Source organism: Mycobacterium sp. E3305 (assembly GCF_001666785.1).
Taxonomy (GTDB): Bacteria; Actinomycetota; Actinomycetes; order Mycobacteriales; family Mycobacteriaceae; genus Mycobacterium.
Genome location: NZ_LZJA01000223.1, coordinates 1 through 13,553 on the forward strand (window position 1 = coordinate 1; position 13,553 = coordinate 13,553).

The 13,553-nt window shown below is 68.6% G+C and carries 9 protein-coding genes and 1 pseudogene; 4 read left to right on the top strand and 6 right to left on the bottom strand.

Translation table 11 applies throughout. The annotated features are described in order from the left end of the window. The 3 genes and pseudogenes from A5701_RS20555 to A5701_RS20565 all read right to left on the bottom strand — a co-directional run. Positions 1-773: pseudogene (locus tag A5701_RS20555) on the bottom strand (O-antigen ligase domain-containing protein); the annotation flags it as partial. Between the two features lie 26 nt (positions 774-799). Beyond that, positions 800-2,251: a polysaccharide biosynthesis tyrosine autokinase gene (locus tag A5701_RS20560; RefSeq protein WP_067758031.1), complete on the bottom strand. Its 1,452-nt coding sequence runs from the start codon at positions 2,249-2,251 to the stop codon at positions 800-802. A gap of 179 nt (positions 2,252-2,430) precedes the next feature. Next, positions 2,431-4,074 (bottom strand): hypothetical protein, encoded by a 1,644-nt coding sequence (locus A5701_RS20565; RefSeq protein WP_067758171.1) that lies wholly within the window; start codon positions 4,072-4,074, stop codon positions 2,431-2,433. Positions 4,075-4,418: 344 nt separating this feature from the next. On the opposite strand from A5701_RS20565, the gene A5701_RS20570 reads away from it, so the two are divergent. Beyond that, the gene (locus A5701_RS20570) at positions 4,419-5,213 is read left to right on the top strand and encodes an FkbM family methyltransferase (protein ID WP_067758034.1); all 795 of its coding nucleotides are present in this window, start codon (positions 4,419-4,421) and stop codon (positions 5,211-5,213) included. Between the two features lie 80 nt (positions 5,214-5,293). Here the strand turns inward: A5701_RS20570 and A5701_RS20575 are convergent, their stop codons facing one another. Together A5701_RS20575 and A5701_RS20580 are read right to left on the bottom strand one after the other, a co-directional pair. Further along, positions 5,294-7,156 (bottom strand): bifunctional diguanylate cyclase/phosphodiesterase, encoded by a 1,863-nt coding sequence (locus tag A5701_RS20575; RefSeq protein WP_067758174.1) that lies wholly within the window; start codon positions 7,154-7,156, stop codon positions 5,294-5,296. Positions 7,157-7,392: 236 nt separating this feature from the next. Then, positions 7,393-9,009 (bottom strand): hypothetical protein, encoded by a 1,617-nt coding sequence (locus A5701_RS20580; protein ID WP_067758177.1) that lies wholly within the window; start codon positions 9,007-9,009, stop codon positions 7,393-7,395. A 290-nt stretch (positions 9,010-9,299) separates the two neighbouring features. On the opposite strand from A5701_RS20580, the gene A5701_RS20585 reads away from it, so the two are divergent. Genes A5701_RS20585 through A5701_RS20595 form a run of 3 tightly spaced genes read left to right on the top strand, consistent with a single transcriptional unit; the run spans position 9,300 to position 12,703 of the window. Further along, positions 9,300-10,481: an NAD(P)/FAD-dependent oxidoreductase gene (locus A5701_RS20585; RefSeq protein ID WP_067758037.1), complete on the top strand. Its 1,182-nt coding sequence runs from the start codon at positions 9,300-9,302 to the stop codon at positions 10,479-10,481. Further along, positions 10,478-11,389, top strand: coding sequence for an RNA polymerase sigma-70 factor (locus A5701_RS20590; RefSeq protein ID WP_067758040.1), 912 nt, complete (start codon positions 10,478-10,480; stop codon positions 11,387-11,389). Before A5701_RS20585 ends, A5701_RS20590 begins: the two co-directional genes overlap by 4 nt. A 60-nt stretch (positions 11,390-11,449) precedes the next feature. Beyond that, entirely contained in the window at positions 11,450-12,703 is a 1,254-nt protein-coding gene (locus A5701_RS20595; protein ID WP_067758043.1) for an aminodeoxychorismate synthase component I, read from the top strand. A 3-nt stretch (positions 12,704-12,706) separates the two neighbouring features. Here A5701_RS20595 and rsmI read toward each other — a convergent pair whose 3' ends face one another. After that, positions 12,707-13,543, bottom strand: coding sequence for a 16S rRNA (cytidine(1402)-2'-O)-methyltransferase (gene rsmI / locus A5701_RS20600; protein WP_067758180.1), 837 nt, complete (start codon positions 13,541-13,543; stop codon positions 12,707-12,709). Positions 13,544-13,553: the final 10 nt, after the last annotated feature.

The following is a 13,553-nucleotide window of genomic DNA, read 5'->3' on the forward strand; positions in this document are numbered from 1 at the left end:
CCCGCCGCGACGGCCATCGAGATAAGCGTGTTCCGGGAGAACGACAGCAGCGAAATGATCAGCGCGGGTGGGCCGAGGGTCAGCAGCGTGGCAGGCCTCAGGCAGCCGATGATGGCGGCGGCCACCAGCGCGCTCAGCGTCGCGGTGGCCGGGGATTGCGTGGTCAGGATGATCCGGACAGCTTGGTCGGCGCCGGTCGCGGCCCCCAGACTCTCGGCCCTGCCCGCCAGCCGGATGGCATGCAGCGAACTCACGACCGCCATGCCCGCCGAAAACCACAGGATGCCGGCCGTCACGCGGATCGACGACTTGATGTAGTCGCCGTACACCACCAACATCGCCAGCACGAAGCCCACGACGATCTCGAGCATGGACAGTGATTCGCGCAGCACGATGGTGGCGTCATGCCCGTTCTCGAATCCGGCCGCCGTCGACATCACGAGAACGACCAGGAACACGGAGGGCAGCCAGAAATCGGAGAATCGCGGTCGCACAATCGGAATCAGGTAGCCGATCGCCAGCATCGCGGCCAGCAGATACAAGTAGATGACCGCGGGGCCGACGACTTTGCCGACGTGCAGGCCCTGGGGCAGCGCCGCGAACGCCCCCACCAGCGCCACCCATACCATCGCCTCGGGTCTCACCCAATAGACGACCAGGCAGAAGGTTGCGGCGATCAGCATGATGCCCTCGGTGGTGAGTCGCACCGAGAGCACGCCGAACACGAAACATCCGAACAGGAACAGCGCCAGCGAGGCTGCGCTCATGGCCATGCGATGCCGACTGCGCAGGTAGAAGATCACGTCGAAGGACTGGCCTTCGAACGGTAGACCTGGGCGGCGGCCTTGCGGTGCAGCGACAGCCTCGCGTCGGTCAGGACCGTACCGACGATCTCCGCGTTGGCCGAGCGCAAAGTTGCCAACGCGTCCTTGAGTTCGTCGGTCGTGGTGCGTCCCGCCCGGACCACCAGCACCGTCGCCTGAACGGCGCCGGACAGCAGGACCGCGTCGGCCGTGGCCAGCACCGGCGGTCCGTCGACCACGATCCGGTCGAATCGCGACGACAATTCCCCCAGCACGGTGTCGAGCACTTCCGGCGGGTAAGCGGAGCAGGGCAAGGTCTCCCGGCGGGCCGCGCGTGACGCCAGGACGAACAGCCTCGGGAAGGGTGTCGGTTTGACGGCTTCGGCCGCGATCTCGGGGTTCGCCAGCGCGTTGGCCAAACCCTCCCCCGATTCGACCTTCAGCAAGCCGCCGATCACCGGCCGGCGGGTGTCGCCCTCGACCACCAGTACGTCGTCACCGACCTCGGCGAATGCCCGGGACAAGTTGAGGACCGTCGTCGTCGTCCCCTCCCCCCCGAACGGTGACGCCACCAGCAGCCGGCGCCCCTCGGGGCCGATCGCCCTGCGCACCCGGGTACGCATGTCCCGCACGGCGTCGTCGAACGTGACGTCGGTGCCGAACCGCGGAGCCCCGCCGCGCCGTCGCGGCAACTCGCCGAGCGTCGGCAGGCCCGACAGCTGTTCCAGCTTTTCGCGGGTGCGCACGGTGCGGTCGCTGGCCTCGCGGGTCAGCGCCACGGCCATGCCGAGAAGCAGGCCGGCGACCACGCCCATCGCCATGTTGCGTACCGGTGCCGGGGTAACCGCATGGTCGGGAACCTGAGGCGGTTCCACAACCCGCGCCCTCGCCACCGGGAGCGGCTTTCCGTTCTGCTCCTGCACGCCCGGGGTTTCCCGGGGCTGGCCCGGCGGCGTCGTCGCATCGGTGGGTTCGGGCCGGGGGCCCGCGGCGGGGCCATCCAGACGCGAAACCGTGCCCAGCGTCGGGATGATCGCGGCGAATTGGTCGGCCATCGCTCCCGCCAGCGCTGCCGCCCGCCTCGGGTCTGTGTCTTTGACCGTGATGGTGAACAGCTGCGATTTAGCGGTGTACTTCACCTGGGTTTGGGTCAGCAGGTCGTCGGCACTCATCGATAGCTGAAGTTGTTTGATCGCGCGGTCGGCCACCGTCCGGCCGCCGGCGATCTGGGCGTACGACGACAGCCGTTCCTGCGCCGTGAGGGTGCCGTTGTACAGCTCGGTCAGGTCGGTGGCCCCGGAGAACGAGATCAGGACGGTGGTCGACGACTGGTAATGCTTGGTCTGCAATGCGGTGATGGCCGCGGCGCCGATCGTGCACGCCAGCACCGCGGCGGCTGCCAGCTTCCAGTGCGCGACGAGAATCCGGACAAAGGTACGGAAATCCATCGACCAACGGCCTTTCTGAAAGCTTCGGCGGCGCGAAAGCATCCATCCGGTCGGTTATCGGATGGGCAAAAACATTGAACATTATTGAAGCATCGTCATGCGGTGTTTGCCCGAAAAGCGATTCTTCAAGGCGATCCGGGCGGCTCGAAATCCCGGCGGCGGCCGCCGCAGGCCGTCTTTCACGGTCGGGGGCCGGCCGTCAGCACATCGCGCGATATGTTGACCGTCGCCAGTGGGTAGCCGCCCGAGCCGTCACGGCCGTTGCGGGCCAACTGCATGGGCGGGTAATTCACCACGCGCGATGCGTCCGGCTTGTGCTGTTGCCATTCCACCGAGGCCCGCAGCGTGTAGTTGCCGGGGGCCAGGCCGGCCAGGTCGAGCTTGACCGACTCGGTCGACGACGCCGCAACGGGTTCATTGCCAGGGTTGCCGCCGGGGTCGTTGTGGACCAGCGTCTTCAGGTTGACGGTCGTCGGGAGCGTGCGGACCACCGCGCCCGAGAAGTTCACCAGCTGGTAGCGGGGAGCCCATTTCTCGATCGCGGCGGCAGAACCGTAGTTGGTCCAAGTCACGGCGATCGTCGCGACGCCGTCGTGAACTGGTTGCGGGCTCGGGCGCGCCTCGACCGAGTACCGATACCCGGCGGCGACGTTCGCCTGCGCCCACAGCAGGTACAGGGCGGGGTCCATCGGGGTCGTCGATTCAGCGTCCGCGAAGTCGCAACTCGAAGTCATCGCGACGTGATATTTGATGACGTCGTGTAAGGCCTTTTGGTAGTAGGACTGCGGCGAGGTGCCGTTCGGCAGCAGGCACCATTCGGTGATGACCGGCGCGGTGAGCAACCTGTCTTTCAGTTGGGCGATGACCGGATCCTTCTGCTGCACATAACGCGAGCCGTCCAATTCGACCCAGCCGGGCAACGGGGCGATCACCCCCAGGCAATCGGCCCGCACCCCCACCGGCGCTGCCACCTTCTTGGTGACTTCATCGGAGAGCATTTCGCGCACGATTTCCGGATTGAGCAGTGTCGTGATCAACTGCGTCCGCCGAAACGCGCTCACCGTCGCCGCCACCAGCTGCCTGATCGATGCGATCGTGATGCTCTGATCCCGGAACTGGCTGTAATAGCCCAGCTTCGCGACACTTTCCTCGGGCGAAGGACCGGGAGCGCCCAGCGTGTCGCGCAGATAGGCGATGTGGTTCTCGCTCCAATCCCCGTAGCCGGAGAACTCGAAAACGCTCAGCCGCTCGTCGCCGTCATACCGCCGCCCGAGCGCGGCGAGCAATTGTCCGAAGGCGTCGAGGTACTTGGGGTCGTTCCACTTCGGCACCACCTGCACGACCCCGGGCGTCCACCAATACCGTGCCGGTCCGGCGTAGTCGGTGGCGGCCGAGCGCATCCAGTCGGGGATCGCGATGTTGGTGTTGTTCGGGAACACCGTGTCACAGCAGGAGTGGTAGGCGACGATGCGAAGGGTCATCCGCATGTTTCTGCCGGCCAACTTGTTCAGCGCGTCATCGATCACGCTGAAGTCGAATTTCTGATCGTCCGGGGCGTCGGGGGGCAGCGTGCTGGGATCGGTGGGCTGTAACTGGCGCCAGGTGACACGCAGGCTGGCGTCGTCCGACGCGGGCCAGGCCGGGTACCGCTGCTGCGCGGGATTGGCTTGTGGGAACAGCGGGATCAGAAGATCTTCGTATTGGCCGCGCAGCGGATTCTGGACGTCCTGGACGGACAGCGGTATCGCGGGGCTGACTATCGCGGTCACCAGCTCGGGGTTTGCGCGGCCACCACACCCGTTCAACAAGAGCGTCGCGCAAATGGCGACCAGCAGTGTGGCCTTCCTCAACGCCCGGGCCGGGTCGGCGAACACGGACGTCGGCGAGGTCGGCATTCCGCACACCGAACGTGCGCCCTCCATCAGCTTCAAGGACTGACACCTCTCCGGTCGCTGGCGCTCTCCACCGCGAAGCGCACTGAAATCGGCAACGATGCAACGCTGCCCCACATCATCGGTCAATCATGCACATCTTCGATGCATATCCCGGCCACTGTTCAGTGGCGCCGGGGTGGGTGCGTTCCCGGACAGCACCCGGGCCAACCACTGGTGTTGGTATGGTCGCGCAATCCGCTGATCCCTCCGGGAATCGCTCAGGAGACCGCACGATGCCTTTGGTTCGATCGGCCACACGTCCGCTGGCGCCCGCGGTGAAGGCACTCGCGCCGCGTTTCTTCTGGCGGCGGAAATTCCGCATCCTGCAACGCCTTGGGCAGAGCCGGGCCGACATCCAGTTGGCGGTTTCGTTGTGCGACCCGAATCGGATCTCGCTGGACATCGGCGCCGACGTCGGACAATTCACGATCGCCATGCTGGCGTCGTCGCGGTCGGTGATCGCGTTCGAACCCCGGCCCGCGCAGGCTCGCGATCTGGCCGCGATGTTCGACGCCGCCGGCGTTCCCGTACGGGTGGAGGCGATCGCGCTTTCCGACACCGCCGGCGTCGGGACGATGAGAGTGGTCGAATCCGAGCCCGGCCGCAGCACGATCGACAACACCAACATCCTGAGCGACGTCGGCGACGGCGGGATCCGAAGCATCGAGGTCCCCATCAAGCGGCTCGACGATCTACGCCTGCACGACATCGGCATGATCAAGATCGACGTCGAGGGCCATGAACTCGCCGTATTGCGCGGCGCCACAGATACTCTCGCGCGGGACCGGCCCGCGATCATGGTGGAGGCCGAGCAACGGCATTACCCCAACGCGGTTGCCGAGATCACCGAGCTGTTGCGCCGCTCCGGCTACTCCGGGTATTTCGATCTCGATGGCGTTCGGCGGCCGATCGGCGATTTCGACCCGCGCGAGCACCAGGACCCAGCCAACGTCGGCGACCGGGAGAACGACTGGGCGCCGCGCGGCGTCTATGTCAACAACTTCGTCTTCATCCCTCGGGAAGAGTGAGCGGTGGGCGGCACGCCGCCGGCTCTCGGCGACGATGACCGCCGCGCGAGTTGTCGATGTCCGGGGCCATCGGTGCGATGCTAGGTGGCGCCCGTCGGCAATGCCTTGCGCCCGGTCAAAAACGGCAACGGCAGCCAGCGCGCGGCCAGCAGCGCCTCCATCGCGTCCGCGGGAACGGGACGCGACAACAGAAAACCCTGGGCCCGCCGACACCCGTGCTGGATCAAAGTCATTGCTGCGACCGGTGTTTCGACTCCCTCGGCCACCACGTCCAGACCGAACGCCTCGGCCAGCCCGATGATGGCGCGAACGATCGCCAGGTCACCGGCGTTGTTGCCCAAGTCGCGCACGAACCCGGTGTCGATCTTGAGCATGTCGACGGGCAGGGATTTCAGATGCGACAACACCGCGTAGCCGGTGCCGAAGTCGTCGATGGCCAGCTGCACGCCGATTTCCTTGAGCTCCGCCAACGTCTTTCGAGTGGTCTCGATGTCGTGCACCACGGCGCGCTCGGTGATCTCCAGGCACACCGAGCCGGCGTCGAGACCGAACTCGTCGATGGTGTTGGCGACGTCGCGCACGAACCCGCGGGTGATGAGCTGAAGCGGCGACACGTTGATCCGCATCACGGTGCCCCGGCCGAGCCCGTTCGCCTGCCAGCGACCGAAGTCGGCGCACGCGGTGCGCATCACCCAGCGGCCCAATTCCATTGCCAGGTTGGTCGATTCGGCGATTCCGATGAACGAATCCGGCAGTAGCAGCCCCCAGATCGGGTGGCGCCAGCGCACCAGTGCCTCGGCGCCCACGATGGCGCCGGTCGACAGGTCGACCTCCGGCAGGTAGTGCAGCAGCAACGCCTCGCTGCCGATGTCGCCTTGCAGATGCAACTCGATGTCGTTGCGGAACGCGCGCTTGAGCGACATGTCATCGGTGGACACCGCGATCTGGTTGCCACCCCCGCGCTTGGCCGTCAGCACCGCCTCGTCGGCGCGGCGGAGGAGGTCGGTGCAGTTGTCCCGCCCCGGGACGCCGACCGCGAGCCCGACGCTGACCGTGCGGCTGATCACGTGGCCGCCGATGGCCAGGCGTTCGCACAGCATGCCAGAGAGGCTGCGGGCGAACGATTCCGCGTGCTCGGGCGACATCGGCTGGTCGGGTACGACGACGAACTCGTCCCCGCCCAGCCGGGCGATCGTGCAGTCGGGAGCGCAGATCTTGATGCGTTGCGCGAAGACCCGGATGAACCAGTCACCCGCGGTGTGCCCGAGGTAGTCGTTGATCGGTTTGAGCCGGTCGAGGTCGAGGTACAGGACCGCGACGGGCCCGGGGCGACCCGTCAAGAGCCGCTCGGTCAGGTGCGCGACCAGGGCGCGGCGGTTGAAAAGCCCGGTCAGATCGTCGTGCTCGGCCAGATAGCGGAGCTTGTCTTCGGCCGCGATGCGGGCCTGCAGCTGCGCGAACAGCGCGGCGACGGCCTCGAGCGTGTTGATCTCCTCCTGCTCCCACTTGCGGGCGCCGAACTTGACGAAGCCGAGCAGGCCGGTGGTCGTCTCGCCGGAGACCAGTGGGGCGGCGGCCACCGAGGGCGAGGCGGCCACTTTGGCCCCGCCCACCGGGCGGCGGAAATAGCGTTTGGATTGGGCCGGCCGGATCACCACCGGTTTGCGCCCCTGCTTGCACTGCGCAAGCACCGACTCCGCGATGTCCAGCTGGGCGAAGGCCGCCGGCTCCGGGTCCGAGGCGTCGGTTCGCGGCGGCCACTCGGCGACCAGCGTCGACGCTCGGGTGTGCGGGTCGAGGTAGCGCAAGAAGCTGGCGTCCACGTCGAACTGCTCGACCAGCTGCGCGAGCACCTTCTCGCTCACCAGATGGGCCGTGGCTGCGGTCGCCTCCATCAACTGCGTGGCGACGGAGGTGACGACCAAGTCCAGACTGCGCGGCACGGTCTCCTCCGATACGGGCGTGCATCCCACCTGTCGAGGGTTGCCCGATCGGGGAATGTTCTTGCTGGCGAATCCCGTCGACCGCGCGCCCATGCGCATCGGCGGGGCCCTCTGGTTCGCTTCGTCGGTCCATCCGGAGCAGGGCAGGTCAGGATGGGTATTGGTCAGCAGAACGTATCACGCGGGAGACGCCGGATCCCCGGTAACGAGCAACTTCCGGTCCGGACCGCTGCGCGTCATTGACCGCTGGCGGCCGCGTCGCTGGCGATGTCCAGTGTCGCGATCGGATACAGGCCGGAACCGTCGCGACCGTCGCGGGCCAGTGCCATCGGCGCGTAGTTCACCACGTGCGAGGCGCCCGGCTTGTGCTGCTGCCATTCCACGGACGCCCGCAGTGTGTAGTGCCCGGGCGGCAGGCCGGTCACGTCGACGCGCACCGATTCCGTCGTGGACTCCGGAACCGCCTCCTCGCGTGACGGGCTGGAGTCGTCGTGGACCAGCGACTTGAGGTTGACCGTCCCCGCGATGGTGCGGACCACCGCTCCCGAGAAATCGACCAGCTTGTATCCGGGCGTCCACTGTTCGGTGGCCGCGGCGGAGCCGTAGTTGGTCCAGACGACGGAGATCGAAGCGACCTTGCCCTGGATCGACTGCGATCCCGGCTTGGCCTCCACCGAATACCGGTAACCGGCGGCGGTGTTGGCCTTCGCCCACAGGAGGTACAGCTTGGGATCCATCGCCGACGTCGCATCCCGGTCGGGGAAGTTCGCGCTGGACGTCATCGAGACGTGATACCTCACCACGTCGTGCAGGGCCTTCTCGTAGTAGGACCGGGGGTCGGCCCCGTTCGGCAGCCGGCACCACTGGCTGATCACCAGCGCCGAGGTGAGCCGCTGCTTGATCGCGTTGACGGCCGCGTCGTTGAAGCGCACGTAGTGGGAGTCGCTGGACTCGGCCCATTCCGGCAGGGGCGACTGCACACCAAGGCAATCCGCGCGGATGCCGACCGGCGCGGACAGCTTCTTCGTCACCTCGTCGGCGATCAACTCGCGGACGATTTCCGGATTCTCGGCCGTGGTCACCAATTGGGTGTGGCCGAACGCGCCCACGTTGGCGGCCACCAGCTTCGCGATGGACGCCTTGGTGATGGTCTGATCGCGAAACTGACTGTAATAGCCCAACTTCGGCTGGCTGTCGTCCGGCGTGGGACCCGGCGCGCCGAGCGCGTCGCGCAAGTACGCGAGGCTGTTCTCGCCGAAATCGCCGTAGCCGGAGAACTCGAAAACGCTGAGCCGCTCGTCGCCGTCGTAGCGGCGACCGAGCGCGGCGAGCAGCTGGCCGAAGTTGTTGAGGTAGTCGGCGTCGTTCCAATTCGGCACCACCTGCGTGACTCCCGGTGCGGAGCTGTTGGGCGGCGCGGGAAGGCTGGTGGCCGCCGAACGGATCCAGTCCGGGATCGCGATGTTGGTGTTGCCGGCATAGGAATCGTTGCAACAGGATTTGTAGGTGTACACGCCCAGGATCAGCCGCATGTTGCGGCTGCCCAGCTTCGTCAGCGCGTCGTCGATCGCACTGAAGTCGAACTTACGGTCGTCGGGAGCGTCGGCGGGCAGCGTGCGCGGGTCGACCGGCTGTAACTGCCGCCACGAAACCCGCAGACTGGCGTCGTACGACGCGGGCCACGCCGCGTACCGCTGTGCGGAATTGCCTTGCGGGAAAAGCGGATTCATGCCCTCTTCGTATTGACCGCGCAGCGGGTTGGGGATCTCCTGAGCGGTGGGCGGAATGGCGGGACTGACCATGGCGGAGAGTGGCCCGGGATCGCTCTTGCCGCCGCACCCGCTCAGCACCATCGCCGTGCACACGACAGCGGCCAGCGCGCTCTTCCTCGACTTCACGGTTGCTTCTCCCAAGACACACCGATGCTCACTGAAGTGGCCCCATGCTGCTGGGTTATCGGGTGCGTGTTTCCGACGCGGGGCAGGTCACGAATTGGCGTAGCGCAGCCTAGCACGCAGCACCCGGCGGCCCCCCGATCCGAGAGCCGCAGCAGTGAGACGGGTCACAATATGGGCGGCCCTGTCACGCACGAGGGGTCCGCGGTGTCTCAAGGGCATCAGGCCCGTGAGAACAGGAGACAGCAATGACCGAGGTGGCCGCCCAGAAAGTTCATGTCGTCGTGGTCGGAGGCGGATACGCCGGAACCCTCGCCGCGAACCATCTGCGCCAGCGTCCGGACATCGACATCACCCTGGTGAACGCCCGCCCGGTCTTCGTGGAGCGGATCCGCCTGCACCAGTTGGTCGCCGACACCGGCGCCGCGACCGCCGACTACGCGACGCTGCTCGGCGACGGTATCCGGTTGGTCGTCGACACCGTCGAGCGCATCGACGCCACCGACCGGCGCGTGCTGTTGTCCTCGGGCGCCGAGCTCGACTACGACTATTTGATCTACGCCGTCGGCAGCACCGGCGCGACCCCGGCCACCGTGCCCGGATTCGCGGACTTCGCCTACCCGATCGCCGACCTGGAGAGCGCCCAGCGGCTGCGCTACGCACTCGCCGACCTGCCGCTGGCCGCGCCCGTCACCGTCGTCGGCGGCGGGCTGACCGGCATCGAGACGGCTTCCGAACTGGCCGAACGGGGTCGGCAGGTGACCCTGGTGTGCGGCGAGGCGCTCGGCCCGTCGCTGAGCAGGCGCGGCCGCCGGTCCGTCGCCAGGCGACTGCGCGGTTTCGGGGTCAACGTGCTGGAATCCGCGACGGTGGCCGAGGTGCGCTGGGACGCGGTGGTGTTGAGCGACGGCGGGGTGCTGCCGAGCGCGGCCACCATCTGGACGGCCGGCTTCGCCGTGCCGGACTTGGCCGTCCGCAGCGGCCTGAGCACTGACGTGCTGGGCCGGCTGCTCACCGACGAGACGCTGACCAGCGTCGACAACCCCTACGTCGTCGCGGCGGGTGACGCTGCCGCGCCGTCGGGCCAGCCGCTGCGGATGAGCTGCCAGGCCGCCGGGCCGCTGGGCGCGCAGGCGGCCAACACCGTGCTCAGCCGCATCTCCGGAACCGCTCCCGCCCCGCTCAGCCAGGCGTTCGTCGGCCAGTGCATCAGCCTCGGCCGCACCTACGGGACGGTCCAGCTGGCCCACACCGACGACACCCCGGTGAACCTGGCGATCGGCGGCCGCACCGCCGCGTCGATCAAGGAGGCCATTTGCAAGGGCACGCTGTGGGCCATCCGGCGCGAGGCCGCCAAGCCCGGCTCCTACCGCTGGATCAAGGGCGGCAAGCGGCCCGCGCAGGAGCCGACCGAGATCGCACTGCGATGACGCACCCACCCACCGACAGTGAGCACGCCGAACGATTCACCGTGCTGCGGCCGCTGTTGTTCACCATCGCCTACGAGATGCTCGGTTCGGCCACCGAGGCCGACGACGTGCTGCAGGACAGCTATCTGCGGTGGGCGGCGGTCGACTTGTCCACGGTCCGCGACACCAAGTCCTACCTGGCCCAGCTGGTGACCCGGCAGGCGCTCAACGCCCTGCGCGCCGACGCGCGCCGACGCGAGGAGTACGTGGGCCCGTGGCTGCCCGAACCGCTGCTGCTCGACGAGCAGGATCCCTCCGCGGACGTCGTTCTGGCGGAATCGATTTCGATGGCGATGCTGGTCCTGCTGGAAACGCTGAGCCCCGACGAGCGGGCGGTGTTCCTGCTGCGCGAGGTGTTCGGCTTCGACTACGGGGAGATCGCGGAGGCGGTGGGCCGGCCGGCGCCGACGGTACGGCAGGTGGCGCACCGGGCGCGCGAACACGTGCGGGCGCGGCGCAAGAGGTTCGACGCCGCCGACCCGCAACGCAACGCCGAGCTCACCGCCCAGTTCCTCCAGACGGCCGCCAGCGGTGACGTCGAGACGCTGATGACGATGCTCGCGCCCGACGCCACCTGGACGGCGGACAGCGGTGGCAAGGTCAGCGCGGCCCGCCGGCCCGTGGTGGGCGCCGACCGGGTGGCCCGCGCCATCGTCGGCCTGATCCGCAAGGCGACCGAGTTCGCGGGGTTCCGCGTGGAAATGGTGACCTGCAACAGCGCGCCCGCCGTGCTGCTCTACCTCGGCGACCACCTCGAAGGGGTGATCACGCTGGAGATCGCCGACGCCTTGATCACCAACTTCTACGTGACCCGCAACCCGGACAAGCTGGCGGCGCTGGCGACCGCCCGCGACGTCAGCCGCGGTTAGGGTCCGGCCGGTCGACGGCGCCCGCAGTGCGAAAACCCGCCCTTCTGTCAAGCTAGGGCGGTGCGTATCGACCGGCTCGGTGACCTTGGTGCGGCACCCCAGGTGCTGCGCGCCGTCGGCGACGCCACGGCACGCCTCGGCCTGCCGCCGCCGGCCGCGCTGACCGGCGACTGGTTCGGCTCGCTCGCGGTGATCGCACCGAGCGTGTCGGCCCAGCCGGTCGACCCCGACGCCGCTTTCGCCGTCCAGCAGAACCCGCAGACCGTCGACCCGCGGGCGGTGGGCGGCGGCTGGGTCGGTTACCTCTCCTACCCCGATCCCGGCGCCGACGACCGGCCGAACCGCATCCCCGAAGCCGCCGGCGGCTGGACCGACTGCGTGCTGCGCCGCGACCGGGACGGGCAGTGGTGGTACGAGAGCCTTTCCGGAGCCGCCGTTGCGGACTGGCTGGCCGCCGCGCTGGCCACGGCGCCTTCGCCGGTCCGCGACTGCCGGATCGACTGGGGTGCCGCCGACCGGGCCGCCCACCGCGACGGCGTGCTCAACTGCCTGGAGGCCATCCGCGCCGGCGAGGTTTACCAGGCGTGCGTGTGCACGCAATTCACCGGGACGATCAGCGGCGCCCCGCTGGATTTCTTCGCCGACGGCATCGCCCGCACCTCCCCCGCGCGCGGAGCCTACCTCGCCGGGCCGTGGGGCGCGGTGGCGTCGCTGTCTCCCGAGCTCTTCCTGCGGCGGCGCGGGACGCTCGTGACGTCCAGCCCGATCAAGGGCACCCTGCCGCTGGACGCGTGGCCGTCGGCGCTGCGGGCTTCGGCGAAAGAGGTCGCCGAAAACATCATGATCGTCGACCTGGTGCGTAACGACCTCGGCCGCGTGGCGATCGTCGGCACCGTCACCGTGCCCGAGTTGTTGGTGGTGCGGCGCGCCCCGGGCGTGTGGCACCTGGTGTCCACCGTGTCGGCGCGGGTGCCCGCCGAACTGCCGACGTCGGCGCTGCTGGACGCCGCCTTCCCGCCGGCCTCGGTCACCGGCACCCCCAAACACCGTGCCCGCCAACTGCTTTCGCAATGGGAGCCGCATCGGCGCGGAATATATTGCGGTACAATCGGTTTGGCTTCTCCCGTGGCGGGATGTGAACTCAACGTGGCGATTCGCACCGTCGAGTTCGACGCCGCGGGCAGCGCCGTGCTTGGCGTCGGCGGCGGCATCACCGCCGACTCGGATCCCGACGCCGAGTGGGCCGAATGCCTGCACAAGGCGTCGCCCATCGTCGGGCAGCCCCGCATCGCGGCCGCGTTCTCGGCAGGCTGACCCTCACGCGCGGCGCGACTGCAGGACCGCGTCGTAGAGCTGGCGCGACCGCACCCCGGGATGCTCGGCGGCCACCTCGCCGCAGGCGTCCTTCACCCGCGCACCGCCTGCGACCAGCTCCTCCACCCGGGCCACCAGCGACGGCAGGTCGACACGCGGGGCGGCGCCGGCCAGCACGACGGTGACTTCGCCGAGCACCCCGTCGTCCGCCCACGCCGCCAGCTCGTCGAGCGACCCGCGCACCACCTCCTCGTGCACCTTGGTCAGCTCCCGGCAGATCGCCGCCCGGCGGGCGCCGCCGAGTTGATCGACGGCGTCGCGCAAACACGCGGCGAGCCGGCGGGGCGATTCGAAGAACACGCAGGTGCGCCGCTCGTCGGCCAGCGAGTCCAGCCAGGCCCGCCGCGCGGCCTTCCTGCGCGGGGCGAACCCCTCGAAACAGAACTTCTCCGCGGGCAGCCCGGACAGGGCCAGCGCGGTCATCACCGCCGAGGGGCCGGGGAGGCAGGTCAGCGGGATCCCGGCATCCACGCACGCCGCCACCAGCCGGAAGCCCGGGTCGCTGATCAGCGGCATCCCGGCATCGCTGACCACCAGTACCGTCGCGCCGGCTTGCAGCGCGCTGATCAGCGGGTCCACCCGGGCTGCCTCGACCCGGTCGAACAGGCTGATCACCCGGCCGGTGATGGTGACGCCCAGGGCTTTCGCCAGCGTGCGCACCCGCCGGGTGTCCTCAGCCGCCACCACGTCGGCGTGAGTGAGGGCATCGATCAGGCGAGGCGAGGCGTCCGACGGCTGGCCCAACGGAGTCGCGCCCAGCAACAGGCGGCCAGTGGTCATGACGGACAGC